This window comes from Dyadobacter psychrotolerans (assembly GCF_004349265.1).
Taxonomy (GTDB): domain Bacteria; phylum Bacteroidota; class Bacteroidia; order Cytophagales; family Spirosomataceae; genus Dyadobacter; species Dyadobacter psychrotolerans.
This window is the reverse complement of sequence record NZ_SMFL01000002.1, coordinates 98,686-124,331: the sequence shown is the minus strand read 5'-3', so window position 1 is coordinate 124,331 and position 25,646 is coordinate 98,686. Positions and strand designations below refer to the sequence as shown.

21 protein-coding genes are annotated in these 25,646 nt (G+C 42.7%); 11 read left to right on the top strand and 10 right to left on the bottom strand.

Annotation, left to right across the window (positions count from 1 at the left end; translation table 11 throughout):
• Positions 1 to 184: 184 nt before the first annotated feature.
• The 3 genes from E0F88_RS04455 to E0F88_RS33595 all read right to left on the bottom strand — a co-directional run bounded on the left by E0F88_RS04455 (position 185) and on the right by E0F88_RS33595 (position 1,758).
• Entirely contained in the window at positions 185 to 910 is a 726-nt protein-coding gene (locus tag E0F88_RS04455; protein WP_131956922.1) for an esterase family protein, read from the bottom strand.
• An 11-nt stretch (positions 911 to 921) separates the two neighbouring features.
• Positions 922 to 1,545, bottom strand: coding sequence for a GDSL-type esterase/lipase family protein (locus E0F88_RS04450; RefSeq protein WP_131956921.1), 624 nt, complete (start codon positions 1,543 to 1,545; stop codon positions 922 to 924).
• 63 nt (positions 1,546 to 1,608) lie between these two features.
• Entirely contained in the window at positions 1,609 to 1,758 is a 150-nt protein-coding gene (locus E0F88_RS33595) for a hypothetical protein (RefSeq protein ID WP_165939992.1), read from the bottom strand.
• A gap of 16 nt (positions 1,759 to 1,774) precedes the next feature.
• Between E0F88_RS33595 and E0F88_RS04445 the strand changes: the two genes are divergently transcribed.
• Positions 1,775 to 2,674, top strand: a complete 900-nt coding sequence (locus tag E0F88_RS04445; RefSeq protein WP_131956920.1) for a histone deacetylase family protein — start codon at positions 1,775 to 1,777, stop codon at positions 2,672 to 2,674.
• 29 nt (positions 2,675 to 2,703) lie between these two features.
• On the opposite strand, the gene E0F88_RS04440 is transcribed toward E0F88_RS04445, so the two are convergent.
• Together E0F88_RS04440 and E0F88_RS04435 are read right to left on the bottom strand one after the other, a co-directional pair.
• The gene (locus E0F88_RS04440) at positions 2,704 to 3,516 is read right to left on the bottom strand and encodes an MYG1 family protein (protein ID WP_131956919.1); all 813 of its coding nucleotides are present in this window, start codon (positions 3,514 to 3,516) and stop codon (positions 2,704 to 2,706) included.
• Positions 3,517 to 3,592: 76 nt separating this feature from the next.
• Complete coding sequence (locus E0F88_RS04435) at positions 3,593 to 4,306, bottom strand: TVP38/TMEM64 family protein (protein WP_131956918.1); 714 nt, start codon at positions 4,304 to 4,306, stop codon at positions 3,593 to 3,595.
• 534 nt (positions 4,307 to 4,840) lie between these two features.
• Here E0F88_RS04435 and E0F88_RS04430 point away from each other — a divergent pair.
• From E0F88_RS04430 to E0F88_RS04415, 4 genes are all read left to right on the top strand, one after another.
• A complete protein-coding gene (locus E0F88_RS04430; RefSeq protein WP_131956917.1) occupies positions 4,841 to 5,254 on the top strand; it encodes a hypothetical protein in 414 nt (137 codons plus the stop codon).
• Positions 5,255 to 5,390: 136 nt separating this feature from the next.
• Entirely contained in the window at positions 5,391 to 6,473 is a 1,083-nt protein-coding gene (locus E0F88_RS04425) for an efflux RND transporter periplasmic adaptor subunit (protein WP_131956916.1), read from the top strand.
• A 170-nt stretch (positions 6,474 to 6,643) separates the two neighbouring features.
• Positions 6,644 to 9,850, top strand: a complete 3,207-nt coding sequence (locus tag E0F88_RS04420; RefSeq protein ID WP_131956915.1) for an efflux RND transporter permease subunit — start codon at positions 6,644 to 6,646, stop codon at positions 9,848 to 9,850.
• Positions 9,840 to 11,273, top strand: coding sequence for a TolC family protein (locus E0F88_RS04415; RefSeq protein WP_131957635.1), 1,434 nt, complete (start codon positions 9,840 to 9,842; stop codon positions 11,271 to 11,273). The genes E0F88_RS04420 and E0F88_RS04415 overlap by 11 nt, the downstream gene beginning before the upstream one ends.
• 162 nt (positions 11,274 to 11,435) lie before the next feature.
• On the opposite strand, the gene E0F88_RS04410 is transcribed toward E0F88_RS04415, so the two are convergent.
• Both E0F88_RS04410 and E0F88_RS04405 read right to left on the bottom strand, forming a co-directional pair.
• Positions 11,436 to 11,675 (bottom strand): helix-turn-helix domain-containing protein, encoded by a 240-nt coding sequence (locus E0F88_RS04410; protein WP_131956914.1) that lies wholly within the window; start codon positions 11,673 to 11,675, stop codon positions 11,436 to 11,438.
• Between the two features lie 3 nt (positions 11,676 to 11,678).
• Positions 11,679 to 12,209, bottom strand: a complete 531-nt coding sequence (locus E0F88_RS04405; protein WP_131956913.1) for a DUF2975 domain-containing protein — start codon at positions 12,207 to 12,209, stop codon at positions 11,679 to 11,681.
• Between the two features lie 187 nt (positions 12,210 to 12,396).
• On the opposite strand from E0F88_RS04405, the gene E0F88_RS04400 reads away from it, so the two are divergent.
• From E0F88_RS04400 to E0F88_RS04375, 6 genes are all read left to right on the top strand, one after another.
• Positions 12,397 to 12,948, top strand: a complete 552-nt coding sequence (locus tag E0F88_RS04400) for an ExbD/TolR family protein (protein WP_131956912.1) — start codon at positions 12,397 to 12,399, stop codon at positions 12,946 to 12,948.
• Between the two features lie 136 nt (positions 12,949 to 13,084).
• On the top strand, positions 13,085 to 13,513 hold the full coding sequence (locus tag E0F88_RS04395; RefSeq protein ID WP_131956911.1) for a hypothetical protein: 429 nt from the start codon (positions 13,085 to 13,087) through the stop codon (positions 13,511 to 13,513).
• A 135-nt stretch (positions 13,514 to 13,648) separates the two neighbouring features.
• Complete coding sequence (locus E0F88_RS04390) at positions 13,649 to 14,665, top strand: chemotaxis protein CheB (RefSeq protein WP_131956910.1); 1,017 nt, start codon at positions 13,649 to 13,651, stop codon at positions 14,663 to 14,665.
• A gap of 159 nt (positions 14,666 to 14,824) precedes the next feature.
• Positions 14,825 to 16,057, top strand: coding sequence for a PQQ-dependent sugar dehydrogenase (locus E0F88_RS04385; protein ID WP_131956909.1), 1,233 nt, complete (start codon positions 14,825 to 14,827; stop codon positions 16,055 to 16,057).
• Between the two features lie 213 nt (positions 16,058 to 16,270).
• Entirely contained in the window at positions 16,271 to 17,875 is a 1,605-nt protein-coding gene (locus E0F88_RS04380) for a M61 family metallopeptidase (protein ID WP_131956908.1), read from the top strand.
• Between the two features lie 160 nt (positions 17,876 to 18,035).
• Positions 18,036 to 19,394, top strand: a complete 1,359-nt coding sequence (locus E0F88_RS04375; protein WP_181956077.1) for a DUF6055 domain-containing protein — start codon at positions 18,036 to 18,038, stop codon at positions 19,392 to 19,394.
• Positions 19,395 to 19,451: 57 nt separating this feature from the next.
• On the opposite strand, the gene E0F88_RS04370 is transcribed toward E0F88_RS04375, so the two are convergent.
• From E0F88_RS04370 to E0F88_RS04360, 3 genes are all read right to left on the bottom strand, one after another.
• Entirely contained in the window at positions 19,452 to 22,373 is a 2,922-nt protein-coding gene (locus E0F88_RS04370) for a glycosyl hydrolase 115 family protein (protein ID WP_220466230.1), read from the bottom strand.
• A 26-nt stretch (positions 22,374 to 22,399) separates the two neighbouring features.
• Complete coding sequence (locus tag E0F88_RS04365; protein ID WP_131956907.1) at positions 22,400 to 23,758, bottom strand: glycoside hydrolase family 28 protein; 1,359 nt, start codon at positions 23,756 to 23,758, stop codon at positions 22,400 to 22,402.
• A gap of 189 nt (positions 23,759 to 23,947) precedes the next feature.
• Positions 23,948 to 25,645, bottom strand: a complete 1,698-nt coding sequence (locus E0F88_RS04360) for a RagB/SusD family nutrient uptake outer membrane protein (protein WP_131956906.1) — start codon at positions 25,643 to 25,645, stop codon at positions 23,948 to 23,950.
• Position 25,646: the final 1 nt, after the last annotated feature.

The window sequence follows — 25,646 nt, the reverse complement described above, 5'->3', positions numbered from 1 at the left end:
AATAAATGCAAGTCTTGTCTCACACAGTTTTATCCTGTTTATCAGGTAAAGCCGTGTGAGACATATTTGTGCCGTTCTATTTATTTTTTCTCTGCCACCGATTCAATCTGTTTTCTTCGCACAGGCAATAAATTTACCTTGTGAGAGCATAACCTATACGAATATACGCAACATTTTTTAATTGTTATAGATAGAGTTTCACCATCTCCCGCCAGTACCGCGGCTTGTGTGCCTCCTCCTCCCATACATGAAACTGGTGCCCCACACCTATCTGATTTAGCGAATAGCTTAACTTTTCATTGTCAGGTAAAAATGAATCTTCACGGCCCACTACCATTGTGATATCCATCTTTCCCAGTTGATTCAAAAGTTTTTTATCTGTAATCCGGGGGACAAAATGGTTAGGCATGTTGTAGTAGATATTTTCATCAAAATACCCGTTAAACAGATCTGCAAAGAATTCGAGGGATTTTGTCAGATCGTAACGTGCACTCATGCCAACAACTTTGTTAAAAATGTTCGGATGTTTTAAAGCAATGTTTACGGCATGGTAACCGCCCAGACTGCATCCCGCAGCAGCCAGGGATCTGTGTTTGTTCTGTCTTTTTACCAAAGGAACCACTTCATTCAGAATATAACTTTCGTACTGCATATGTCTGACTATCTTCCGATCTGCGGAAGCATTGGAATAAAAGCTTTCCTGGTCTACACTGTCAACACAGTAGACCTGAATTTCGCCCGCACTGATCTTTTGCTGCATCGCGTCAACAACTTTCCAGTTTTCCAAATCATAAAAATGGGCAGAACGCGTCGGAAAAAATATGACCGGCAAACCTCTCTCACCAAAAACAAGCAATTCCATTTCCCTGTTTAAAACGGGACTAAACCATTTGTGATAAGCTCTGTGCATAACAACAAGATTTACATCAGGTTTTGCAAGCCGGAATTCGTCTGACTTGCGTCTAAATATTCATTTATGAAATTGGCCCATAAAACATAGCCCGCTGCGCTAAGATGAAGTCCATCAGCTTCGAACAAACTCTTAACCGGCGTGCCCTTTACGTTTAGCATGGATGGAAAAATATCTATGAAATGCTGCGAGGCATCCTTTTCAGTCTCATTTCTGATCAGCCGGTTAGCCGTTTTGATTTTACCAATAATCTCCCAACGGTGCAGGCTCGGCTTGATACTGACATAAAAAATTGGAATATCACCAAAGGCATTTCGAATTTGGAGTACCAGTAGCCTGTAAAACAGACACACTTCCTCAGGGTTACGCCCGTCGCCCAGATCGTTATCACCTGCATAAAGAACTATCGATTTCGCAGATTTGACAGGTGCTACAATCCGGTCGAAAAACCAGGAGCAAGCTGCCAGCGTGGAGCCGCCAAAACCCAGATTCACCGGGTTTTTATCCTTAAAATCTTCATTCAAACCAGCCCACAAAGTAAAACTGGAACTACCGTAAAATAAAGTCTGTGGCTCATTTGCGAGTTTACTCTGCTGATTTTCAACCCTGACTACTTCATCTTCATACCAGTACATACCTCTGCTCGTTTATCCAGGAATTTCCTGCTGCCAAAGTACATAAGGCATATTAGCTGGCTGTTAAGTCAGTGTGATCAAAACAATAAGAAGTGCCTGCTTCGTATTCAGACCGGATTCAACCTTTTCATAATTCGCCTCCCGCCTAACCTTTTGGATCGAATTTTGCATTACCTTATCTAAAAGCAGAACTAAATTTGTATTCTGCTCCATTACATTTTCAGTTTAGATGTTCCCGATCGCTTACAATCCCATATACAAATTTCCTGTCCCGGAAGGCCACCGTTTTCCCATGGACAAATATGAACTGCTTCCTTTACAGTTACTGAGGGAAGGAATTGCTGAGCAGTCTGATTTCTTTTGTCCAAAACCCATTGAAATGCAATTTGTATATGCCGCACACGACCAGGAATATGCGGACCGGTTTGTTCAGGGAAAACTCAGCCGTCAGGAAATGCGCCGGATTGGTTTCGAACAAATTCCCCTGCTTGCAGAGCGCGAACTGATCATCACCAACGGAACACTGCTGGGAGCAATAGAGGCTTTTCAAACGGGAATTGCCTTTAACATTGCAGGAGGTACGCACCATGCCAGCCGTGATCACGGTGAAGGTTTTTGTATGATCAACGATCACGCTGTCGCGGCACAATACCTGATCGATCACAATAAGGCAAAACAGGTACTGATCATCGACCTGGATGTTCATCAGGGTAATGGCACCGCCGATATTTTCTCCAATGAACCGCGTGTATTCACTTTTTCTGTTCATGGTAAAAACAATTACCCGTTCAGAAAGGAAAAAAGTGACCTGGATGTGGGACTTGAAGACAAAACCAATGATAGAACTTACCTTAAAACCCTGGCAGAGGTCCTTCCCGGCCTGATTGAACAATTAAAACCTGATTTTATCTTTTACCAGGCCGGAGTGGATATCCTTTATACAGACAAAATCGGACGGATGTCATGTACCTTAGAAGGCTGCCGGAAGCGTGACGAAATGGTTTTGCAGACCGCAGCAGAACAGGGAATACCCATCCAATGCAGTATGGGAGGCGGCTATTCCCCTCAGCTTAAATCTATTCTTGAAGCACATGCAAATACGTTTCGTGTCGCCGCTCAGATTTTTTAGAAGATGGAACGCTGACTGCTTGAACATAATCATTTTGGACCTGCGATCTCATCCAGGTTTGAGGCAAAATTTATAAGTGTTTCTTTATCCTTGATAACCGCCATAAAGCCTGAAATATGTCTAAAAACAAAGGTTTCAAGACCGGCTATGTCTTGCGGAATGACGGCAATATTCGTATCAACCGTTTGGATCTGCCAGCCATTGGCGTGTGGTAACACAGCAAACACATGCTCCTTTTTTTCTTTCCAAACCGTCGAAAACTCATCGAACACAGCCACGTTATTTGGCAGTATTGTGCGATGCTGATATGCCGCTTCTGATTTAGCCTTTTTTGAGGAAGAATACAGCTCATTGACAATCATTTCCTGCGCAAAAGTAACTGCTTTGCCAAACTGTTCGTACTGCATTTCAGGATCCGTTATCTCTCTGTTGAAACCACCCAAAATTCCCGAGACATTTTTGAATCCTCTGGGAAGTGTTGCCCAAAGATCAAATATATTGTCACGGTTTGTGTCCATGGCATCAATCGCAGCAATGAACCTTCCGAAATAAATCTGTGCATCGACAGGACATATCTCTTCTTTAAAATGCTCGTAAACCAGTCCTGCGGCCGAAAGTAGGCTGCGGTCCTGGTGATGGTCAAAGTTAAGCATAGAAGGATCATAAACTCCACCCACATCCAAAACCAACGAATTGTTTTCAGCAAGCGCAGATTCCAGAATTTTCGGGTCGCGGGTCCGGATTAGCTCAAATTGATAACCGGCATGACGGAGAAGGGCAACAGCCATGACATCGTCGGCGTGAAAAGCGGTGTCATGGGTAATAACTCTGTAAAAAGACATGTCGTTCAGTTAATATTCAGGCAAATTTAACCCGATGAGAGGGCATATTATAATTTTGGACAAAAAAGAGCGGTATTCACTGTCCATTTATTTCCGCCTGACGCTTTTTTCTATCCAGAAATATATAAACTCCAAGGACAATCAGAGAAATACCTGCAATTAAAAGTAATCCTCTTTCTATCTTTCCGCTTTTACCAAAGATTGCGATCAGTATGATAACCGGCAATACGCCGCTCATGGTGGCAATGATGAATTTTTTGTATTGCATTTCCAAAATACCTGCGACAAAGCCCAGAGCATCACTGGCAAGCGACGACAAACGCGCAATAGCGATTGCTTTGGCGCCATAACGTTTAACAAACACCGATATTTTCTTTTGAGCCTTTTCTGATACAAATCGGTCAATTGCTCCGGGGCCAAGTTTTCGGCCGATCATAAAACCCAGTGACGAAGAAGCAAAGACACCTGTCAGGCAGATCAAGGATCCCCAGATGGGCCCGTAACATATGATCGCGATGATAAATAACAGCAGGTTGGGTATTATCAGGAGAAACATTTGGGCGGTCATCGCTAAAATCAGAACGATTGGTCCCAGGGCGCCAAACCGTTTTACCCAGATTTTTATCCTTGCCGGATCCTCGCTGGTGATCACGCCAAACGCCTCGTTAATTCCGCCTTTAAAAGCCGGAAAAATGAAATAACTGGCTACCAAGCCACCCAGAAGGGCTAATGAAATCCACAAGAGGCTATTGTTGCCTTTACTTTTCTGATATTTTTCAGCGTAATCCATTTTATATTCGGGAATTATTGGAAGGATAATATTAGAAAAGTCTTAAAATTCCGTACCCGATTTCATTTTTCTTCTCTCAAATTTGGTATAAGCGGATTAAGCCTAAAAAAAAAGCACCGGGTCCTGATTACGCCAATTTAAAGCTGTGCCCTACCCTTTTTAAAAACTAACACACCTTCAAGGCCTCCTGATACGATGTTTTTAATATCAATAAGGCAGGTCAAAAAAGGCCCTAAAACGATTTTAATTCCTTTTTAACACGCTTTTAACGTGTTATTAAGGAACGTATGCTGTTTTTGTATTGAAATAACCTCCGGTCACTTCTATGAAAAATGAAATTTTGATATTACCACTGGTAAAAATTATCCGGTCATCCGGAACTTTCACATTAATGCAGACTCAAATTTGGCCTGTCGCCACACTGACACGAAAGTCTTTTCCATTGAAGCTATAACCGAATAATACTAATGAGCACCAAAATTACAATTGTTTAAAGACACAATTTTACTCAACCTGCTTAAAAATCGCCCCTAAATGATCCATGAATTAAGAACATATTTATTCAAGCTTTGCCTTATCCTCCTGGGCGGATATGGATTTTGTTTTGCCAGTCCTGCTGAACAAACCAGGCTTGTTTCCTTAACACAATTCAACCATTCAGTCTATTCTAATTCCTGTTTCAACGCTGAAACAGGTAATCCAAGGTTTGCAGATCTATGCTCCAGCCAGGAAAAAAGTATTAAGATTTCCACCGAAAAAGATGAAGAAGAAGGTGGTGAACTTTCTTTGTCGAGAACGTATACAGCTGCCAGAATCGATTTCGCTGCGGTTTATACAAGAGCATCGCAAATATTTTACACACTTCTAAAAATACGACTGAGCTTTTGCAATCACTGGTTTTATAACTCTTCGTGCAGGTATATCATTCTCAGGGTTATAAGGCTTTGATACAGTAACCTGCTCAAAACGTTGCGATTAATATTCGAACATCGACAGTTAAATAAATCAGAAAATAAGTTGCCGCGAAATGCAGACAAATAAAAGAATTACAAAACACCATTTTTTAATAATCAACTAAATCATCATGAATAAAATTCTCATGGTCATTAGCTTGTGTGCAACTTTGTTTGTTACAAGCTGTGAATCAAAAAAGGAAGAAAAAGAAGAAGAAGTGGAATACCTGGTTACCAGCCCTTTGCAAAAAGACACACTAGTCACAAAGGAGTATGTAGCGCAAATTCATGCCATCAGCCACATTGAGCTACGGGCTTTGGAAAAAGGTTATTTACAGAAGATTTATGTAGACGAAGGTCAGTCTGTAAAACAAGGACAACTGATGTTTCAGATTATGCCAATGATTTACGAGGCTGAAACACAAAAAGCTCAGGCTGAGGCTAATTTTGCTGAAATTGAGTACAAAAACACGAAATCGCTTGCTGACAGCAATGTGGTGTCCAAAAACGAACTTGCTTTGGGTAAAGCTAAACTGGACAAAGCAAAAGCAGAACTGGGATTAGCCAAGGCGCACCTGAGTTTTACACAGATCAGAGCACCGTTTAACGGAATTATGGATCATTTCCAGGGACGACTGGGAAGTCTTGTTAACGAGGGCGATTTGCTAACCACGCTCTCGGACAACAGCAAAATGTGGGTTTATTACAATGTACCGGAAGCTGAATATCTCGATTATAAAATGCAGATCATCAAGGACGGCGCGTTGAAAGTAGAATTACAAATGGCTAACAATAAGCTTTTTGACTATCCCGGTCTGGTTGAAACCATTGAGGCTGACTTCAATAATGAAACGGGAAACATCGCATTCAGGGCTACATTCCCTAATCCAAAAGGACTTTTACGTCACGGAGAAACGGGTAACATCCTGGTAAAGCTTCCGCTTAAAAATGCTTTGATCATTCCACAGAAAGCAACCTTTGAAGTACTGGAAAAGAAATATGTGTATGTGTTGGATAAAAACAACGTGATCCGGTCAAGGGAGATAACCATTGAAGCAGAGCTGCCAAATATTTTTGTCGTAAAATCAGGTCTGACCAAGGATGACAAAATACTTCTTGAAGGTTTACGGCAGGTGAAAGAAAACGAAAAAATACATTCCAAATTCCTGAAGCCTGACTCTGTCATCTCAAATTTAAATCTGTATGCCGAGTAATGATAGTCAGTCGATAATGTCCGCTGGCTGCGTTACACTCGAACAAAAAATGCTCATTGACTATAGTCAACTCCGCTTTTTTGTTCTTCGCAAGCCTTGTCAGCGAACATTCTAAACAGACTCTCAGCTAGAAGAATGACATTAATCAGGCATCATAAAAATTAACACAAATGTTCAATCAATTCATAAGAAGACCTGTATTTGCTATCGTGATTTCGATCATGATAGTCTTTGTAGGTATCCTGGCGATTGAGAAATTACCCATTTCCCAGTTTCCCGATATCGCTCCGACGACAGTTAACATATTTATTGCTTACCCGGGTGCAAGTGCCGATGTACTGGTAAAATCTACCCTGATTACCCTGGAACAGGCCATTAATGGTGTGCAGGATATGCGCTATATTGCTACTGATGCAACAAGTGCGGGTGAAGCTACGCTCAGGATTATTTTCGAGCCCGGGACGGACCCCAACGTGGCTGTAATCCGGGTTAAAACCAGGGTGGATCAGGTTATGCCGCTTTTACCTGAACTTGTTCAGCGGGAAGGGGTTATTATCTCTCCGGTTCAGCCAAGTATGCTTATGTACGTCAACCTCTATTCCAAGGATAAGAGCATTGATGAAAAATTCCTTTTTAACTACGCAACGGTTAAAATGATCCCTGAAATACAGCGTACCCCCGGTATTGCAAGAGCGCAGATTCTGGGTAGCCGCAGGTATGCGATGCGTCTTTGGTTAAATCCGGAACGTATGCGGGCCTATAACATCTCCACGGAGGAAGTAATGAAGGCTGTGGGAGAACAAAGTATTGTCGGACGGCCAGGCCGGATCGGTCAAAGCTCCGGTATTGCTGCGCAGTCCCTGGAATATGTGCTTACCTACAAAGGACGATATGACAAACCGGAGGAGTATGAAAATATCATTGTCCGGGCAAATTCGAACGGGGAAAGTATTCACTTACGGGATATTGCCAAAGTTGAGTTAGGTAGTGAATTCTTCGATATTTACTCCAATCTGGATGGTCATCCGTCAGCAGCGATCGTGTTGCGCCAAAACTATGGCAGTAACGCCAGTGATGTTATTGAGGATGTAAAAAAGAAGCTGGATGTGATGAAAGAATCATTTCCTCCCGGTGTGGATTACAAAATCAGTTATGACGTTTCCCAGTTTTTGGATGCGTCTATTGAGCAGGTTATTGATACGCTGCGGGATGCATTTATCCTTGTAGCCCTGGTTGTGTTTATATTCCTTGGCGACTGGCGTTCAACTTTAATTCCGATCCTTGCGGTTCCGGTATCGTTGATTGGGGCATTCTTTGTGATACAGGGTTTCGGCCTTTCCATCAACTTGATTACACTTTTTGCACTTGTACTCGCCATTGGTATTGTGGTCGATGATGCGATTGTCGTCGTCGAGGCCGTCCATGCCAAATTTGAGGAAGAGCCGGGTATTTCGCCCTTCAACGCAGTAAAAAAAGTACTTGGTGAAATCAGCGGAGCAATTATCGCGATTACAGCTGTTATGGTGTCGGTATTTCTTCCGATTTCATTTATGTCGGGTCCTGTCGGAACATTCTACCGCCAGTTCTCGATTACGATGGCTAGCTCGATTGTGATTTCGGCCCTTATCGCCCTGACGCTTACACCCGTACTGTGTGCCATGCTGTTACAGAATCATCACGGACATGAGCGGAAGAAAAATATTCTTACCAAAGTACTCGACAGTTTCAACCGCGGTTTTGATAAAATTACAGGAAGATACGTAAGCCTTCTGAAAAGAATTGTCAGTCGGAGAATTGTTACCTGGGGAGTGTTACTGGCGTTCTGTGCAGGAATCGTTTATGTGAACAAAATTTTGCCGGCAGGATTTATTCCTAACGAAGATCAGAGTACGATTTACGCCATTATCCAGACACCTCCGGGATCGACACTTGAAAAAACCAATGAAGTGTCACAACGTCTTCAAAAGATCTGCGAAGAAGTTCATGGAATAGAATCCGTATCATCTTTGGCTGGTTATGAAATTATGACAGAAGGCCGGGGTTCTAACGCAGGTACCTGCCTGATCAACCTGAAACCATGGCATGACCGTGATAAAAATGTGAAGGAAATCATGGAAGAACTGGAAGCCAAGACAAGAGGACTTGGTGCCGTGGTTGAATTCTTTGAACCACCAGCGATTCCTGGATTTGGTACTTCCGGCGGTTTCTCCATGCGTTTGCTGGATAAAACTTCTGATACCGATTACGCAGAGTTTGACAAGATCAACAAGAAGTTCATGGAAGATCTGGCAAAACGTCCGGAGCTTACCGGTTTGTTTACCTTCTTCGCTGCGAACTATCCGCAGTATGAATTGCAGATTGACAATCAGCTGGCTATGCAAAAAGGCGTCTCGATCGGAAAAGCGATGGACAACCTGAACATTATGATCGGTAGTACTTACGAACAAGGATTTACCAGATTCAACCAGTTCTTTAAAGTGTACGTGCAGTCCGATCCAAGTTTCAGAAGATTGCCATCCGATCTTTTAAAGCTGTTTGTAAAAAATGATGCAGGAGAAATGGTGCCTTACTCGTCATTCATGACACTAAAAAAAGGCCAGGGTCCTAACGAAATCACCCGTTTTAACCTGTACAATTCAGCATCGATCCAAGGTCTTCCGGCAAAGGGATATACAACAGCGGACGCAATTCAGGCAATCCGGGAAGTTGCAGCCAAGACTTTGCCAAAAGGATACGATGTTGCTTTTGAAGGACTTTCTTATGACGAATCGATTCGAGGAAACGAGTCACTTGTCGTATTCATGATCGTATTGGCATTCGTATACTTTGTGCTTGCAGCGCAGTACGAAAGTTTCATTATTCCATTGGCGGTTGTTCTATCGCTTCCGGTTGGGGTATTCGGTTCGTTCCTGCTGTTAAAACTGATGGGCCTTGAAAACAACATTTATGCTCAGATCGGTCTGATCATGCTCGTAGGTCTTTTAGGTAAAAATGCGGTACTTATCGTCGAGTTCGCCGTCCAGAAGCGGCACCAGGGAGAAACAATTCTAAACGCGGCTATTGAAGGAGCGAAAGTACGTTTCCGACCTATTTTAATGACCTCATTCGCTTTCGTTGCAGGTTTGATCCCGTTAATCAGTGCCACAGGTGCAGGAGCAATTGGAAACCGTACGATTGGAGCATCCGCAATGGGTGGTATGTTGTTCGGGACTATTTTCGGAGTAATTATTATTCCTGGCTTGTACTTCATATTCGGCACTTTGGCTGACGGCAGAAAAATGATCAAAGATGAAGAGGACGGTTCGTTGACAGAGCAGTTTGTCCACGCAGTTGATGCTTTTCCTCATACTCAAGAAACTCAAAATGATGCGCAATAACAGAATATTAAACTGGGCAGGATTAACACTCCTCGCCCTGATTTATACCGGATGCAGTGTGCCCCCGATGGTACATAAGACCGAGAACAAAATAACACCTGTGAGCTACAATGGCTCACAGGATTCTACCAACGCAGCAAAACTCAGCTGGAAAGAATATTTTACCGATCCTTATCTGACTGCACTGATAGATACAGCTTTTAAAAACAACCAGGAACTGAACATTACCTTGCAGGAAATAGAAATTTCCAGACAGGAAATCAGAGCCAGAAAAGGAGAATATCTGCCCTTTGTCGGTTTGGGAGGCGGAGCCGGTGTCGACAAGATCGGCCGGTATACTAACCTTGGAGCCAGCGAAGCGACAACCGATATCAAGCCGGGAAAAGAGACGCCGGAATTTTTACCTGATTTTCAGGTCGCCGCTTTTGCAAGATGGGAAGTGGACATCTGGCACAAACTGCGGAATGCAAAAAAAGCCGCTGTATCGAGATACCTGGCGTCTGTGGAGGGTAAAAATTTCATGATGACCAATCTTATTTCAGAAATTGCCAATTCGTATTACGAATTACTGGCACTCGACGCTCAGCTGGCAATTGTCAGACAGAACATCGAAATTCAGAATAACGCACTGAAAATCGTGAGAATGCAGAAAGAGGCAACTCGGGTTACAGAACTGGCAGTTAAGCGGTTTGAAGCACAGGTACTGAATACGCAAGACCTGCAATATGATATCAGACAGCGGATTACAGTAACGGAAAACAAAATAAACTTTTTGTTGGGCAGATATCCTCAGCCGGTTCAGAGAGACAGTGCTAACTTTAGCAATCTTATACCGAATATCATGCAGGCGGGGATTCCATCGCAAATACTGCAGAACCGACCAGACGTGAGACAGGCAGAAAATGAGCTTACCGCTGCAAAACTTGATGTAGAAGTTGCCAGAGCCAATTTTTACCCTTCTTTGAGTCTGGATGCCGGTCTGGGTCTCCGGGCTTTTAATCCCGCTTACATAGCCAAACTGCCTGAATCGCTGATAGCTTCCCTGGCAGGAAATCTTGCCGGTCCATTGATTAATAAAAATGCAATCAAAGCGACTTATGCAAGCGCCAACGCCAAGCAGATACAGGCAGTTTACAATTATGAACGTACAGTTTTAAATGCTTACATCGAAGTTGCCAATCAATTGTCGGCCATCGACAATTTGTCTAACAGTTATAATTTGAAATCGCAGGAAGTTGCTGCGCTTACCGAGTCCGTTAACATTTCCAACCGCCTTTTCACATCAGCCCGGGCGGATTACATGGAAGTTTTGCTTACACAAAGGGAAGCCCTGGAATCAAGGTTCGACCTGGTCGAAACCAAAATGCAGCAGTTGAATGCTACGGTTAATGTTTACCGGGCTTTGGGCGGTGGCTGGAGATAAAGATAATTTATAGTTAAAGCTGAAAGGCTCGTCTCAGATTTTTGAGACGAGCCTTTTTAAAACCCACCTGTCAGAATCAGGATCCATATGATTTTTGATTCAGAATTTTACTCAGACATCCTTACATACATAAACTCATGCAAAGAAAATCCTAATTCCTGATCAGACCTCCTCCGTACCCAAAGTCACAGATACATCGCTTTCCACATATTCCAAAATATCCCCTGGCTGACAGTTCAGGACTTTACAAATAGCATCCAGTGTAGTAAACCGGATGGCCTTTGCCTTTCCTGTTTTAAGAACCGACAAATTTGCAAGCGTTAATCCTACCTTTTCAGAAAGCTCATTTAGTGACATTTTTCGCCTGGCCATCATTACGTCCAGATTTACGATAATAGGCATAGTTTATACGGTCAGGTCGTTTTCTGATTGAATCTCTACACCACGTTTGAAAACCTGGGAAATAATAAAGACAAGTCCGGCCATAAAAATAAACTCTTCTGCCGCCAACGTTTCGCTGGTGATACCTGTTCGCCTTAACAACCATTCCGTCTGTCTGTTGTTTATTACTGCAACGATCCAGACTCCCAACAAATTATAACTGATCTTTTCTAGAATTAAAACCACTTCAATCGTAAAAGGATTCTCCAGGTTAACCTTCGAAAGAGCCTGGATCACCAGAAATAAAACATATGCTTTCATACCTGAGATGGCGACCAAAAATGAAACCGACATGGTATACTGCCAAAAGCTGAATTCCCGAAGCTCCTCTAAATTCAAATCCTTGTACAGGTTTTTTACAGCCTCGGGATTAACACAGCTTACAGCATAGGAAACCAGGATTGCACCTGCCTCTATCATCAAACCAATAAATGCTATCCAGGTAAGTACATGCATCACCTGTAAAATCTGTTTTGTTTTTGTATCCGTTTTCATGTGATCAATGTTTTTTGAGTAAATATAGATAATTATTTATTGTTTATCAATAAATAATAAATTCTATTCAATAAACTTGGTACAGTTTGCGAAGTTCTTCACACAAAATTTAAAACGATTATCTCCATTTATATATAATTAATTTTTATATTTAATTAAATAAATTAATACTTTAAATTTTACTAACATGGCAGCAATTGAAGAATCCGGCAATGATATTGTTAAGGTTAGAGATAAAAAAATTTCAACCCGTATAGATATGACACCAATGGTTGACCTGGGCTTTCTATTGATCACGTTTTTTATGCTTGCAACGACAATGACCAAACCCACGGTAATGTCTGTGTTTTTTCCCGCAAAACAAGATGACGGTACAACAGATCTGAAAGCTTCCGGGGTGCTTACACTGTTCCTGGGCGGGAACGATGACATTTATTATCTGGATGGAATTGCAGCGAATGACGATAAAGCTTTGTCTTCCTTAAAAACGACCCGCCCGGGAGATGCGTTACGAACTCTGATCTTCGCCTCGCAGCGTCGTGTAAGTTCTGTGCGAAATGTTCAGGGTAACGAAGCGCTCACCGTAGTGATCAAACCCACAGCAGTTTCCAGCTATAAAAATATGGTGGATGTAATGGATGAAATGGCCATCACAAAGTCAACGCGATATGCATTAGTTGACGAACTTACAGAATCAGAAAAGAAAATTCTTGGCGACAGGATTGTTGAAAGGAAGTAATGTGTCTTTGTGACTGAACACTGGAATACTTTTTGAATGAAAAAATTGACTGTTTGTTAGTAAAGTAAGCTGCTGTTCATATTATAAAGTACTTTACAAAACAGATCTCTGTATTCTCCATTCAAAAAATTAAAATATGAAATTGACTTTCACCCTCCTGTTTATTTTTCAGGGATTTATTGGTTTGTGCCAAAGCAATGACAGTTCTGCTTATGCATCGATGACAGGCAAATGGATTTTATTGTCTAAAGTAAAAATAGAAACTTCTGACGGACAGCCTCTAAATCAGGAAAAGGAAGTGTACAAACCGGAAGAAAAATCGTTTGAATTTACAGAGAAAGGTGAAGTTATCATTGCGCAGGATTTTGGTAAACACAGTGAAAAATTACCGGTTAGTTTAAAGGGTAATTATCTTTATATTGGTAAATTTCAGAAAAATAAAACACCGTATCTTGTTCGTTATGAAGGAGAACAGATGAAACTGGCGAAAACTGAAACTAAAAATAAGAAAGGAAAAACAATCGTTAAAACCGAGCAGGTTATCATGCAAAAAATGCCGCAGTAGTCTTAGAAGGCAATGCGTGTTCAACTGATAAACTATCGCACTTCCGGCAACTTTCTAAACGATTAACAATCCCACTGTTTTGGTATGGATTTTATATAGGTGACCTAAAATTTTTCCCTTAATAATTTCCGGAACATGGCTGATATAGACGTAATCGTAATTGGCTCTTCCGCTGGTGGAGTTATGGCACTAAAGCAACTGGTCGCTGCTTTACCTGCTGATTTTAAAACCCCTGTTTTTGTTGTCCAGCACCTGGCACCTGGTAAGGATACATTTTTGGCAGACATACTGGATCGAAGCGGCCCTTTGCATGCCATACATCCCGTGGATGGTACTAAAATTGAGGAAGGCACCATCTATGTGTCTTTGCCAGACCACCACATGCTTGTCGAGAGCGGACATATTCTTATAAAAAAAGGCCCGAAAGAAAATAGGTTCCGCCCTTCTATCGATGCCTTATTTCGATCAGCTGCATACAGTTATGGCCCGCGGGCAATAGGAATTGTACTCACCGGAATGCTTGATGACGGATGCTCAGGTATGTGGTCGCTGAAACGACTGGGCGGCATCACCATTGTTCAGGACCCTGAGCAGGCCTTGTACCCCAGTATGCCATTAAGTGTTCTGGAATACATAGCACCGGACCACGTCTGTCCGCTTTCTTCAATGAGCGAACTGCTTGTAGAGCTCACCAGACATTCAATTCCTAAAAAATCCGTTGCGGATCCGTACGAAGTAAAACTCTTGAAAATGGAGGTAGATATTGCCGCTTTGGGAAATGCTTTTGATAAAGGAATTATTTCAATGGGTGAAAAATCTTCGTTAACCTGCCCGGAATGCGGAGGCGCACTTGATTCTTACACCGAAGGGAAACTGGTTCGTTACCGCTGCCATACAGGACATGCTTATTCTTCTGCTTCCCTGTTGTCGGCAGTTAATGAAACAACGGAGCACAAATTGTGGGCTGCGCTTAGAAGCCTGGAAGAGGCAGTTATGATTGTTGAAAAAGATGCAGCTGTAAATCTCCAAATCGCTGAGAGCCAACTGGCGCCGGGCGATGCTATTAAAATCCAGACACTAAAACATCAGGCGACACAGCTGCATAACTTCCTGAATCATTACTTACAGTTAAATGATTTGTCTATCGATTAGCAGGAAAACTTACCGACAGGACACAAATGTATTTGTGCTCCTTAATGCATTTATTTACTTTTTTTGATCCTAAAACAGACATTTTGGGTTGTGTTAACAGGTATACGCAAAAAGTCATGCATATCAGGACTGGTTTTTAAACTGTTAATTATTAAAACAATGAAAAAAAGCACCATTTTAATCATGGCCGGAGCTGTGTTTGCACTTGCTTCATGTCAGAAAAAGGACTCCGAAACTTCGGGCAATTCCCGGGCCGACAGCACCGCTGCACCCGTTGAAACCCAGAAAGCCAACTCTGATTACAAACCGGCTTTTGCCGGTCAGACAAGAATAACCAGCGTGAAATCGGCCATGGCATACGAAGGCAAGGTTTTAACCAGCGAGCTCAAAAATCCATGGGGAATCACAAGCCTGCCGGACGGAAGGTTAATCATTACCGAAAAAGCAGGTACGATGCGAATTGCAACTACCGCAGGTGTATTGAGCGCACCTATTACCGGCATTCCGGCTGTTAACGCCGATGGACAGGGTGGCTTGCTGGGTATCCGCGTTGACCCGGATTTTGAAAAAAACAGGATGGTATACTGGGTATTTGCCGAGGCAGTCAAAGACGGAAACCTAACTGCGGTAGCCAAAGGAACACTATCGGCAGACGAGAAGAAAATCGAAGGTGCGAGGGTAATCTACCGCGCGACTCCGGCTTTCGCTAGTAATCTCCATTACGGCGGACGTATTCTTTTTGATAAAAATGGTGACCTGATCATCAGCACCGGCGAGCGCTCTGATACGATTACAAGACCCCAGGCACAGCAGCTGAATTCAAGTCTGGGTAAAGTAATCCGCATTAACAAAGATGGCAAGCCCGTTGCAGGTAACCCATTCGAAGGCAAAACAGGTGCTAAACCGGAATTATATTCCTATGGGCATCGTAATGTGCAGGGACTTGCGCTTCATCCGGTGACGGGAGATTTGTGGGAAGTAGAATTTGGTCCCAGAGGAGGCGATGAGCTTAACCGCATCGAACCTGGAAAAAACTATGGCTGGCCAACCATCACTTATGGCATTGAATACAGCGGCAGCAAAGTCGGTGGTGCAATTCAGCAAAAAGAAGGATTGGAGCAGCCTGTTTATTATTGGGATCCGGTTCTTTCTCCAAGCGGAATAACTTTTTACAGCAGCGACAGCATTCCGGAATGGAAAAATAACCTCTTCATCGGCGGACTGAGCAGCATGCACATTGCCAGACTAATTATCGAAAATAACAAAGTTATAGGTGAAGAGAGACTCCTTGCAAATGAAGGACAGCGTTTCCGTGATGTTACCGAGGGCAAAGACGGCGCACTGTATGCCGTAACGGACCAGGGAAGACTTTACCGGGTTTACAAAAAATAATATTTAAAAATATATTAATAAAAGGAAGTCATCAGGAATTAAACCTGTGACTTCCTTTTTTTGCTGTAAAATACGCTCAACAACAACTTGTAATTGAATTCAAAATTAAGCCGGTTAAAATCAGTAAATGATCTGCCAACACCCGCCATGTCTCCCGACTGAAGTTCTGATATTTTTGATATCTGAATTCATTCTTCAATCATCCTCCGAGATATGCTTTGTTTGTTTACCGGCGCCCACGGCACCAGGATACTTTTTGCCTGTTTTTGTTTTATAATCAGCATTTCAATTCCCGGGATTCTGCAAACAGCAGCTGCAGCAGAAAAAGAACCTGTCAGGTTTACCGTTTCTATGGACAGTACTGCTGCGCACACCTTTCACGTAACGGTTAAATATAAACCGGAGGCTGCCGACAGCATTTTCTTTAAGATTCCCGACTGGACTCCCGGTTATTACCAGCTCATGGATTATGCAGGAGGTGTGCGGAATTTTTCGGCCAAAAGCGAAAAGGGAAAAAAGTTAGCCTGGCATCGGGCAGGTAAAACCGGCTGGACCGTTGGCCGAAAAGATGCCCGGATTGTAATTCTGGATTATGACGTTGTCACCACACGCAAGTTTGTAGCAACGAGCTATCTCGACGACGAACATGGGTACATTACACCGGCCGGTATCTTTATGTACGTATCCGGAAAAATTGACTTACCAGCCGAAGTTACTATCCGACCCAATAAGGCCTGGCAAAATGTCGCAACGGGACTGGATTCTGCTGCGGGTAAAAAATTCGTCTACACTGCCAGCAATTTCGATATTTTGTACGACAGCCCCATACTTGCCGGCAATCTGGAAGAACTCCCACGCTTTTATGTAAAAGGAATTCCACACCGTTTCATCGGTTACAAGCTTGGGAATTTTGACAAAATAAAATTCATGGCCGATGTGCAGAAGATCGTTGAGAAATCGTCTGCGCTTATCGGCGATTTACCTTACAAACATTATACTTTTATTGCTATCGGGCCCGGTCAGGGGGGGATTGAACATCTGAATTCCACAACCATCAGTTTCAGCGGAGAGCAGCTTAGTTCCCGCGGCTGGGACGGTATGATGGGATTTATCGCGCACGAATACTTTCACCATTATAATGTTAAACGCATCAGACCGGTAGAACTCGGACCGTTTGACTATGACCGGGGAAGTAAAACAAATATGCTTTGGGTTTCGGAAGGGCTGACTGTTTATTACGAACCCATCATTCTAAAGGAATGTGGCTTGCTGACAACACAGCAAATGCTTGAAAAATACAGGCAGCAGATTTTCAATATTGAAAATAAACCAGGCCGGCTGTATCAGACGCTGGCTCAGGCAAGCGCTGAAACCTGGTCAGACGGCCCGTTCGGACGCACGGGCGATGCAGTGAACAAAACGATTTCCTATTATCAAAAAGGTCCTGTTATCGGACTGCTGTTTGATTTTGCAATCAGGCATGAAACACGAAACAAAAAGTCGCTCGACGATGTGATGAGAGCACTTTACAATGATTTTTATAAAGCTAAAAACAGAGGTTTCACGGAACAGGAACTAAGGCAAACATTTGAAAAAGTAGCAGGAAAACCGTTGGACGAGCTTTTTAGCTACATCTATACCACCAACGTTCCGGACTATAAAAAATACTTTGCCTACGCCGGCCTGCAAATTGAAACATCAGCAGCCCTAAGAGACGGTAAAGAAGGAGAAAAACCATTTACAATTACCCCCATGGCTAGTCCTGATGCTTTACAACAGAAAATTTTCACTTCGTGGAGCAGGTCAAGCCCTCAGTAAATGAAGCAGATTAACCACAGGTTCATTCTGGTTAGATTTAAAGACTTTGTTAAATATTAACCACTTCATTACCTATTTTAACAGATAGAGAATGACCTGCATACAGCTTGTTTAAAATGACATATTTTGCATTTATAACCTTATCTATAAACAATTTGCTATGATCAGGAGCTACCTCCGTTACCCGGTGCTGTTACTATTTTTAACGACATCGCTTTTAACTAAAAATCACAGTTATGTAAATGCTCAGGTCCCAGCGAGCCCGGAAAAAGAACTTTATCTGCCGGCTAAAATAATGAGAGTTCCGGAGGGAAACGACTACAACAGCAATGAGAGCGAATTTAGTAGCAAGCGGATGATTCAGTCGGCCAACATCGCGATTTTCTGGCACAAAGAATTTGGGGATGATCCAATGACAAACAATGAGGTTGAGAAACGTTTTGATGTGAATGAAGCGCTCAAAGAATGTGACCGCTTTTACGATTATTATGTCAATGATTTAAAACTTGTTCAAAAGGGAAACTCAGCGACTGATCGTTACAAAATGATTTTGTTCGTCATCAACGGAAAAGAACAAACGGCTTTCGGCGGCGGGGTTGAAAATAAGGTAGGTATTTTATGGACACCCGCTTTGAGAATGTCCAAAGCTCCTTATGGCGCGCTGGCTCATGAATTGGGACATGCCTTTCAATATATTTCCCGCGCCGACAGCAAAACTGGACCTCGCGGACCGATCATGGAAATGTCGGCACAATACATGCTTTGGCAGGTTTATCCGCAATGGATGACTTTTGAGAATTATCACTTGATCAGTTACTTCAAAAAAACACACTTTGCTTTCCTGCACCCGGAGAACATGTACCATTCTCCTTATGTACTGGAATACTGGTCTGAAAAACATGGAAAAGAGTTTTTTGGCAAACTTTGCCGCTCTACTCAGGAAGGTGAAGATCCTGTGATGACTTACAAAAGACTGACAGGTGTAACCCAGGAAGCTTTTAATGACGAAATGTTTGATGCTGCGAGCCGGTTTATTACCTGGGATTTGAAAAGGGTCGAACCCGTAGCCCGTCAATATGCTAATCTTCATACTACTAAATTACATCCCACAACCGATGGTTGGTTTGAAGTCGACTCTGCAAATTGTCCGCAAAACTATGGGTACAACGGAATTGAACTGGCACTGCCGGCAAAAGGGACAAAAGTAACAGTTGATTTCAAAGGCATTTCCGGAGCACAAGGTTACAGCAGCCCAAAATCTGAAAAAGCGGGATGGAGATATGGTTTTGTGGCATTTAAAAAAGACGGTAGCCGCGTGTATGGAAAAGTGTCACGGGATCCAAAAGGAAAAGTCGAATTTAAAGTTCCTGCTAATACCGGACACCTTTGGCTCGTCGTAAGCGCTGCACCCACGGAACACTGGCCGGTTAGTTTTGGCAGACAAAAAACTCCGGTTATACAGGAGCAGTGGCCCTACCAAATCAAAATTACCGGTACTACACTGAGTAAGTCGGAATAAGATTTTTCTAAAAGCGATCCGGCCAACCTGAATTTTGGTTAGCCGGATCGTTTTTTATCAATTTTGTTTAAACGTCTTCGGCAGTGTACCGTAAAAAGGCTGAGCAATTCCTAAATCGATGTAAATGTGATTTAAAATGACGCCGGGATCAATCATATAAATTCTCAAAGTATGTTTACCTGGTTTTAGAATCGGCTCGTTTAATATCCGCTGAGCTGAATTGCTCAACACATTTTTCTTCCATTCGTCGCTTCTCCCAAAAGTCCTGAAATTTAGAATTCTTACCGGACCGTCATCTACACTTACAGCATAACGCACTTCAAAATTTTTATTCAGCGGATAGGTAGGTAAAGATGTAATGGTGATGATAGCAGGTGTTTGACTGAACGAATAAAATTCGTACTCGACAGAGGGATTACTTTTCACTTTAAGCGTATCCAGTTCACCATCCGCCGCTTTTTCAACCAAAGGAAATGCTTCCAGTGCTTTTCCATTGGCACCCAACCCATCCACCACGCTCCATTGACGTGACTTTGTATTTTTTACTGCAGTATAATCAACCGCGTTGATCGACAGGTAGCCATCTGCTTCAACAGAACCTTTGAAACTTTTAAGTTCTTTTAAATCAGTATTGTTTGCTGAAACCGCAAAATCATATTGATCATCACCGGCTTTAACAGTGACTTTTCCTTGTAATGATTTTTGTGCAGGAACTTTTGTCCAGTCAATTTCTACCCAGATACGCTTTTGGCTGTTAAGACCGTCAGGTGTTAGTTCACCTTGTCTACTGCTGGTTTTTATCCAGGTTTCTAAGCATGTAATGGTGAAGTTCTTTTTCTGATTTTGGGTTAAAAAAACATCAATAAAATATTTCTGCTTATTCCATTTGTTGAACTCAGGAAGCTTAAATTGCCTATCAGGCGAAGGTCCGGAAGAATCAGTTTGTTTGTAACCTTCGGGAAGTGCACGAAAAGCGGGTAAACTGTTTGTTTTGGATAAATCAAAAACGGGAAGGTCGAAAACAGGAAGTTTTCTTGGAAACATATCCATCATTCCCTGCCACTTTCCGTTGGCCAGTTTCGTGTTGTAATATTTGGTTTCCCCTCCTATTTTTTCATAAACCTCATCAGATAAAGCAGCGTAAGAAGAAGCACTCAATCTTCCCTGTTTCGCATACAAATAAGCCTTATCCCGATAGAGAAATTTCTTATTTATCAAGGCCGCTCCCCTGACAGGATATTCAATCAATTCGTAAAATGCATCTTTGTCTTTTGCCTCCACATCCCTGCGGATCGCTTCAACTTTGGAAACCAGCGCATCGTATGCGTCGATTCTCAGCTGCGCCTGATCATTGTAAAAAAAATGATTATAAGCAGTGAAATTAATAGCCGTCGTCGGTTCCGTCTGGCTCCAACCCATGTATTCAGGTTTGCGCTCAAATGCCAGGTCATAATACTTCCAAAGCAACGGAGCTATTGAGACTGCCTGCTTACTTCCAAAAATTGCCAACAGCCAGTTTTGTAAATGGGTAAGCGAAAAAGAAGACTTTTCAAATGGTTTGATATCATACGCCATATCCATAAACAGCTGGGTCGCATATTCGGAAGGTTTGATATCGCCAACATTGAGTACCCATAACTGTTTGGCATTCATTGTATAAGCTTTGGTCATTTCCTCCCGGATGTGTGCAGGATGAGAAGTTCCAAGCCATAGGTAGTCATGAGGTCTGCCCCAGTAAGAAGCATGATAGTAAACTCCCGAACCGCCCGACCGCTTGCTCTCCTCTGCATTACTCAACCTTTGGATATAACCATAATTATCGTCGGGCCACACCAGCGTAATATCATCCGGCACTTTAAGGCCCGCATCATATATTTCCAGGACTTCTTTGTAAGGCGTAAATACCTGCGGAACTTTGGTAATATCCTGATTTACATACTTTTTAAGCATGTCTCGCTGAACCCGGATTATGGTGTCCAAAAGCGGAACGGTTTCTTCCATTGTTTTTACACCCTGAATTTCGCCATCATGTATGCCGCGCATTCCGGTCGTGTAAATACCGTTAACTTTGCTGCTTTCTTTTATCCGCGACTCCCAGTAGTCGTTTACTTTTTGTCTGTTTGTCAGATAATTAAAAGGACCCATCGTCTTTTCATTCCATTCACTAACGTTATTTCGAAGCATCGGTTCTGCATGTGAGGAGCCGACTACGATCTGATAATCCTCTGCCGCTTTTATGTTTCCCGGATAGTGGTAAAATGCCTTCGTGCTGGGGTGCATAGCCGGCCATATCAGATTCGCTTTAAGGCGCAGAAGCAGCTCAAAAACTTTGGCATATGTTTTAGGTCCGATATCTTTTGTTTCAGGTTCAAATGTTTTGGCAGACCAGGGTTGTAATCCCCAATCTTCATCGTTGATAAAAATGCCCCTGAATTTTACAGAAGGCGTTTCGGATGTAAAATCATCTATATTTACAGAAAGAGATTTTTGGATTTTCGGAGTAGCGTCCGCCCACCAGTACCACGGCGTTACCCCAATTTTCTCTGAAACAGAAAAAACGCCGTAGGCCGTTCCTCGCACATCACTTCCGGTAATAACCAGTGCATTCGTAATATTTTTTGTTGGTTTGGACAAAATTCGAACCGAGTAACATTCCCACTTTCCTTTCAGGTCCGGATCGGCAGCTTTATTGCCAAAACCTTTGATAAGCCCTGAATCCGTCCGGCCAATGATGATGACGTTGCCCTTCGCACTGGTTATATCATTGTAAACCTTTGGCAAATATCCGCTTACAAGTTTAATGTCTGCGGCAAGTAAATGTGCGGCAATCGAATCAAGTTTGGAATCACCCTTCTGGTAATATATTGTCACCTTATTTTGCGCCGTCACCAGATCAAACTGAGCTGCATTTGCCGTAAATAGACTTCCGGCTGCGATCAGGCAGTATGCTGCAATAAATTTTAAAGGCATTTTTCTCATGTAATCAATATTGTGTTTTAATGCCCTTAGTTCTGAAAATTAAGCACATTTTCATGAATTTCTTTTTTGTCCTGAACCGTATTCGTTTTGATATTTTTCATCGATACATTCTTCACCGGCAGGTCTTTTTGCCCCAAAATCCTTGACACAAACTGTACGTCTTTTGCGACGATATCGCTTAAATAAATATCTGAGATCGGTGTTAGTTTACGAATTGTGGTCGGCACCAAAGTGCGCCATTGATAAAGGACGTCGGTTTCGATACCCAAAACCCCCAGGTCAATTTTTCCGGCCGTCAGATTGGATGCGTAAATATTTTTCACGTAACCGCCCATCCGTTCGTTGGTTTTGATAAATAATAAATGATTCAGCTTTGCACCATCCACCACGGTGCAATTGCTAATGTCTACGTTCTCAACCCCACCGGAAAGTTCACTTCCAATGGCAACAAGCTGATGCCCGTTTTTGACAATGCAATCACGGATCACAATGTTTTTGGAGGGCGTTTTTAGCCGCCAGCCTTCCGGATTCCGTCCTGACTTAATTGCAATAGCATCATCTCCCTGATCAAAAATACAATCTTCAATCAGCACATTCTGACTCATTTCCGGATCAACGCCATCATTGTTATGTCCGTGTGCATAAACTTTCAGCTTTCTGATCACCACATTTTTCGAAAGATAGGGATGTATTGTCCAGAAGGGACTGTTTGTAATGGTAACTCCTTCAAGCAAAATATTTTCGCTCCGGTTGAATTGTATAAACTGCGGCCGGAGATGCGCCGTGTCGTTCACCATCTGACGTTCCTTCACCGGCGTATAAGCTCCCGCCAGGTTGTATAACCGTTTGATACTTTCCATATGCGGCTTAGGACGTGCATACCAGGCTTTCCAAACATCCAGTTTTGCTTTTAACTCACCTTCGCCGGTTATGGCAATGTTTTTACATTCATAGGCATAAATCAACGGCGAATAATTATAACATTCCAACCCTTCCCAGGTGCTGTGAACAGCAGGTAGGTAGTCCTCCGGATTTTCCGAGAAAAGCAGAACGGCGCCTTTATTCAGGTGAAGGTTTACATTACTTTTCAAATGGATTTTTCCGGTCAGCCATTCCCCTTCCGGCACCACAACAATTCCACCGCCCATTTTATTCGCCTGTGTTATCGCCTGAGCAATTGCCTGGGAATTTTTCACTTTGTCACCCTGGGCAGCACCAAAATCCGTGATAAGCAGCTTTTTACTTTTGCTAAAATCCGGAACCAGAATATCAGGCATCGCAAAATGCGCCTTTATCTTTAATTGGGTTGTTGGGACTTCCGCCCAGGTAATAAAGGCAATTAATAGTGAGCTAAAAAATAAAATGACAACAAAGCGTTGTTTCATGTGGTTGAATTTATTTTGAAACAGAAAATTAAAATGTCAAACGTATGGATATCGACGGATGACGTCAGGAACGGGTACGATCAGGAGTCTTGATCCGGCGGAATCCAGATGAAGTCCATCCTTTGTCACGGTATCGATGTTTTGAACCGAAACGGTCAGATAAATATCTGACCGTTTTGGTATTTAACATCAATAATTCGGGTTTTGCGGATATCCTTCCGTATCCCTGTCAATAACCGACTGCGGTATCGGACGCAGATAATATTTGTCAATTACACCGGCAGGATTAGCCAGTTTTGTAAGGATATTATGTTCAAAAGCTCTGGCCAGGCGACGGGTACGTTTGAGGTCCAGCCAGCGTTTGTATTCACCCGCAAGTTCTCTGGCGCGTTCATCCAGAATGAAGTCAATCGTTACGACTGCCGGCGTTATTTCAAGACTTTGCCCGGCCACCGCAGCACGTTTTCTTACGACGTTGAGTTTTTCTGCGGCCTTATCCAGTTGATTCATTTTAAAATAAGCCTCAGCTGCAATCAGATACGTTTCTGCAAGCCGGAAAAGGAAGATATCTCTTGTCGAAGAATAGGCTCTTTCATTATTGCCGGGGAAATTGGCCAAAGGATCAAAGAATTTATTGATCATCGGAAATTTCAAAGCACCTCCTACTCCCTGAAAATCCTGTTTCCAGCGCTCAAATCTAATGATTTCCACATTAGGATTAGCAGCTTTCAAAGCAATGGAATCCTGGCTTGTAAAAGGACGGTCCGGATAGGGAAAGTAAAACCGCAGATCACCTGTTTTGATCACAGAAGTACCAAGTTTATCATCCTTCACCGCTCTGAACTGACTTAAAAAGGTTCCGTCGTAACGGCTGTCTTTTGCTGTATTGTAAAGGGTATACAAAAACTGGGTTGGCATAAAATCGCTCACCCTTCTGCTGTAAACCGCATACTCACCATCATAGAATCCGGGTTCGCGAAAAATCCTCCATCCAAAGAAAAGGTTCTGCCCATGCCCGATGGTCTTATTTTCCAGACTCGCGGGATCAAACTGAATTGAAAAAATAATTTCGTTATTTCTTTGATTGGTGGATTTGAAAACGTCGGCAAAGGAAGGAAGCAAACTGTAATTTCCTCCGGCTATTACCTCCTCTGCATATTGGGCCGACTTTGCGAAATCCGTACCTGCAGCAAAAGTTTTGTAACCACGGGTAAGATGTATCAATGAAAGCAAATGTTTGACGGCTCCCTGGGTTACCCTTCCAAATTCGGTTGTTGTTATATCCACGCTGCCCACCGATGCATTCAGATCTTCTATTATAAAATCATAAACCTGCTGCTCAGAACCAGGCACGAAGTGCGTGATCGGTGTGTTAATTTCATCTTTTACGATTGGAACACCGCCAAAGTTTTCAACGAGCAAATAATAAAAGTAAGCTCTGATAAAACGAACTTCCGCAATACGTTTATTTTTGATTGCTTCTGTAAGGCCCGGAATGCCGTTTGCCTTGTTTATAGCCGTATTACATCGTTGTATGCCCGCATAAAGTCCCGAAAAAATCTCGTCAACACCGGAGTTGTCCGAAGACAGGGTTTTGTACTCATTCAGCTGCGTGGCACGTACCACGCGGTCGCCCACCGTGCCACTCACCGATTCAATTTCTCCCCGTGTTTCCGTATCGGTGCCCCAGGCAAAAAGTTTTGGATCTGTTTTGTAAATGTCACGCAGTGACGAATAACAGGAATTAACCAGTTTTTCGTACCCGGCTGCATCTACATAAAAGTTTTCACTGGTTACACCACTTAGGTTTTCCTCTTTCAAAAACTCCTGGCAGGACACCATTCCTGTGGCTGCCGCAATCAATAATGTATAGAATATCTTTTTCATT

Coding starts and splice junctions, on each gene's coding strand:
- E0F88_RS04455 (WP_131956922.1), bottom strand. CDS start 910: ATGCACAGAGCTTATCACAAATGGTTTAGTCCCGTTTTAAACAGGGAA.
- E0F88_RS04450 (WP_131956921.1), bottom strand. CDS start 1,545: ATGTACTGGTATGAAGATGAAGTAGTCAGGGTTGAAAATCAGCAGAGT.
- E0F88_RS33595 (WP_165939992.1), bottom strand. CDS start 1,758: ATGGAGCAGAATACAAATTTAGTTCTGCTTTTAGATAAGGTAATGCAA.
- E0F88_RS04445 (WP_131956920.1), top strand. CDS start 1,775: ATGTTCCCGATCGCTTACAATCCCATATACAAATTTCCTGTCCCGGAA.
- E0F88_RS04440 (WP_131956919.1), bottom strand. CDS start 3,516: ATGTCTTTTTACAGAGTTATTACCCATGACACCGCTTTTCACGCCGAC.
- E0F88_RS04435 (WP_131956918.1), bottom strand. CDS start 4,306: ATGGATTACGCTGAAAAATATCAGAAAAGTAAAGGCAACAATAGCCTC.
- E0F88_RS04430 (WP_131956917.1), top strand. CDS start 4,841: ATGATCCATGAATTAAGAACATATTTATTCAAGCTTTGCCTTATCCTC.
- E0F88_RS04425 (WP_131956916.1), top strand. CDS start 5,391: ATGAATAAAATTCTCATGGTCATTAGCTTGTGTGCAACTTTGTTTGTT.
- E0F88_RS04420 (WP_131956915.1), top strand. CDS start 6,644: ATGTTCAATCAATTCATAAGAAGACCTGTATTTGCTATCGTGATTTCG.
- E0F88_RS04415 (WP_131957635.1), top strand. CDS start 9,840: ATGCGCAATAACAGAATATTAAACTGGGCAGGATTAACACTCCTCGCC.
- E0F88_RS04410 (WP_131956914.1), bottom strand. CDS start 11,675: ATGCCTATTATCGTAAATCTGGACGTAATGATGGCCAGGCGAAAAATG.
- E0F88_RS04405 (WP_131956913.1), bottom strand. CDS start 12,209: ATGAAAACGGATACAAAAACAAAACAGATTTTACAGGTGATGCATGTA.
- E0F88_RS04400 (WP_131956912.1), top strand. CDS start 12,397: ATGGCAGCAATTGAAGAATCCGGCAATGATATTGTTAAGGTTAGAGAT.
- E0F88_RS04395 (WP_131956911.1), top strand. CDS start 13,085: ATGAAATTGACTTTCACCCTCCTGTTTATTTTTCAGGGATTTATTGGT.
- E0F88_RS04390 (WP_131956910.1), top strand. CDS start 13,649: ATGGCTGATATAGACGTAATCGTAATTGGCTCTTCCGCTGGTGGAGTT.
- E0F88_RS04385 (WP_131956909.1), top strand. CDS start 14,825: ATGAAAAAAAGCACCATTTTAATCATGGCCGGAGCTGTGTTTGCACTT.
- E0F88_RS04380 (WP_131956908.1), top strand. CDS start 16,271: ATGCTTTGTTTGTTTACCGGCGCCCACGGCACCAGGATACTTTTTGCC.
- E0F88_RS04375 (WP_181956077.1), top strand. CDS start 18,036: ATGATCAGGAGCTACCTCCGTTACCCGGTGCTGTTACTATTTTTAACG.
- E0F88_RS04370 (WP_220466230.1), bottom strand. CDS start 22,373: ATGAGAAAAATGCCTTTAAAATTTATTGCAGCATACTGCCTGATCGCA.
- E0F88_RS04365 (WP_131956907.1), bottom strand. CDS start 23,758: ATGAAACAACGCTTTGTTGTCATTTTATTTTTTAGCTCACTATTAATT.
- E0F88_RS04360 (WP_131956906.1), bottom strand. CDS start 25,645: ATGAAAAAGATATTCTATACATTATTGATTGCGGCAGCCACAGGAATG.